The organism is Moorena sp. SIO4E2 (genome assembly GCF_010671945.1).
GTDB lineage: Bacteria > Cyanobacteriota > Cyanobacteriia > Cyanobacteriales > Coleofasciculaceae > Moorena > Moorena producens.
The window spans coordinates 1-2,813 of the sequence record NZ_JAAHIE010000791.1; the positions used below are offsets into that span (position 1 = coordinate 1).

At 42.6% G+C, this 2,813-nt stretch carries 1 protein-coding gene; it reads left to right on the top strand.

Annotated elements, in window-relative coordinates; all coding sequences use genetic code 11:
• Nucleotides 1-756 precede the first annotated feature (756 nt).
• A complete protein-coding gene (gene ltrA / locus F6K37_RS37255) occupies nucleotides 757-2,667 on the top strand; it encodes a group II intron reverse transcriptase/maturase (protein WP_009149158.1) in 1,911 nt (636 codons plus the stop codon).
• Nucleotides 2,668-2,813: the final 146 nt, after the last annotated feature.

The window sequence follows — 2,813 nt, forward strand, 5'->3', positions numbered from 1 at the left end:
TGTAATAATTTTCACTTTTGCCCACACAACATTGAACTTTTTCCCCTGATTGTACACCATCAAGCCAGAATTGTATCAGGGTAAACGCAAGAAAAATGAACCCATAATATGAAATAACCGGGCGACTGAAAGGCGCTCTTGGAAGTGAAAGGCTAGAACCCTTTCCTAGTCTTGGATTCAGACTAGTTTCCACCCGAAGGAGCGTAGTGAGATGGATATCGCGGCTAAGGCTACGACACTCCCGAATCACTAGGTTTCAGAGCTAGAGGGGAATGCGCAACAAATCTTTACATGCCGTGGAGAAGATGTTGTTGGGTTAGGAAAAGAATCATTTGGTTGAAAAGTGATGAATCGCCACTACAAGGCATCGTTACGATAGACACTTTCCGATAAAGCGGCAATGGAAGGTGTAAGCTCCTGGATTAGCCTCGCGTTAAAGGGGCAATCGAATCCCACTTTGGACTCGGTGTATAGGCGGCAACCTCAGATTCGTAACTTCTTAGTGTGTCAACAGGTAAGCCGAGGTTGAGTCCTAGATCTAGGTCGATTGATGTAGGTAGCCAAATCGTAAGAGGAGGTATAACTCTCAGCCCGGTAGAAGACTGAACCAAGCAAAAGCCAACAGCCGAAAGGCAACAGGAAAATACGAAAGTATATAACTGGTTGGATAGAGGGAAATCCCTTAACTTGAAAGAGTGCTGAATTTCAGAACTGACTTCGAGCTAGGGAAATAATACGTAAGTACCTTAATTGTATATGGAAAAGATAGAACCGCAACCTTACGGGAACGGTATCGTAACTAAACAAACCACTGACTGGCACGCTATCAATTGGAAACGTGCCTACAGGACGGTCAGGAAACTTAGACGTAGAATTTTCAGAGCGACACGTGAGGGTAATTGGAAAAAGGTCAACAAACTACAAAGACTAGCTCTCCGTAGCTATTCCAATATCCTGATATCAGTCAAACAAGCAACCCAAGTAAATAGTGGTAAAAAAACAGCAGGGATAGACGGAAAGAAAAAATTAAACCCTGCGGAAAGAGGTCTAATGGTCGATTCCCTCACCACATATAAGACATGGAAGCCAATACCAACCAAACGCATCTACATCCCAAAATCCAATGGAAAGAAAAGGCCATTAGGGATTCCTTGCATAACCGACAGATGCCTACAAGGTATAGTCAAAAATGCACTTGAGCCATCATGGGAAGCAATGTTTGAACCAGTATCATACGGGTTCAGACCTGGAAGAAGTACCCATGACGCCAGACAGAGGATATTCCTAAACATCAAAGGAGAGAATAATAAAAAATGGTGGGTAGTAGACGCGGACATCTCAGGATGCTTCGATAATATTGCACATGAACCACTATTGGAAGCAATCGGTAGCTTTCCAGCAACCAAACTCATAAAAGAATGGCTCAAAGCAGGATACATCCACAAAGGGACATTCTACGATACCGAACAAGGAACACCACAAGGTGGGATAATCAGTCCACTATACGCCAACATAGCTCTCCATGGATTAGAAAAGGAACTAGGTATTAAATACTACTGGTGTAAAGACAAGAAAGCCAAAAACGGCGGAAATTGGAAAAATAGGACACCAAGGACTTACGTCCGCTTTGCCGATGACTTTGTAATCCTCACCGAAAGCAAAGAAGATGCGGTGAATGCATTGAAAATCGCTGAAGAGTGGTTATCCAAAAAAGGACTAACATTATCCTTCGAAAAAACTAGAATATCCCACTTGACCACCGGATTTGATTTTCTGGGGTGGAACTTCAGGAAACATAATACCAGTACAAGAAAATCAGGGTATATAACCATCATTAAACCTTCAGATAAGAATGTAGCGAAATTTAAAACCAAACTTAAAGAGGAATTCAAGAAGGTACGATCAGCTCCACAGGAAGTGGTAATCAAAAGACTCAACCCGATTATAAGAGGGTGGGGAAATTACCACAGCGGAGCAGTATCTTCAGAAATATTCAATAAGATTGACAGCTACATATTCTGGAAGTTAACAAGATGGGGATTAAGAAAGCATCAAAAATCCCGGGAATGGTTGTACAAGAAGTATTTCGGTAAATTATGTCCCGGAAGAGACGATAAATGGGTATTTGGAGAAAGGAAAGTTTATCTGACTAAGCTTGCATGGGTCAATATCGAAAGACACACCCAGGTCACACATACTCATAGCCCGGACGACCCAGAACTCAAAGAATACTGGGAAAAGAGGGAAAATAAACAGAAACAAAAGACCGCAAGAAATAGACTATCCAACGGAAAAAACAAAATAGCAAACAGACAGAACTACATATGTCCTGTCTGTAATCAAACCCTTGGAAGGTATGATAATGTGCATCTACATCACATAACACCAAAAAAGGATGGCGGCACAGATAAGTATGACAATTTAATATACTTACACAATGACTGCCATCACTCAATCCATGCCCTGGGTGCGACAAATCCCGAAATACAACAAATGCTAAAAATGGGATTAAAAAAACCCTCCAAGAAGAAGGGACAAAAGCCAAAAGGTACAAACCCGGATTCAAGGAAAAGTAAGTCGCAAAAGAAAACGTGTTCTAAAGAAGTTGGGCGCGCCGTGTGCTTGGAGACTCGCTCGCACGGTGCCTTGGGGACGAAGCGGGAGTAATCCCGCAGATTTACCCGATGATGTCATCTCAAAATTTCCAATGGTTTTTGGCTTCGATACCCCCACTAACTTAACTGCAACCAGTCGCCAATCCTTGCCACTGCTGCCTGCAACCGATTGTGAACAGATTCAGCTAGCTTCTGACC

Excerpts from the sequence above, each read along its gene's own strand:
- ltrA (WP_009149158.1), top strand. The coding sequence starts at position 757 with ATGGAAAAGATAGAACCGCAACCTTACGGGAACGGTATCGTAACTAAA.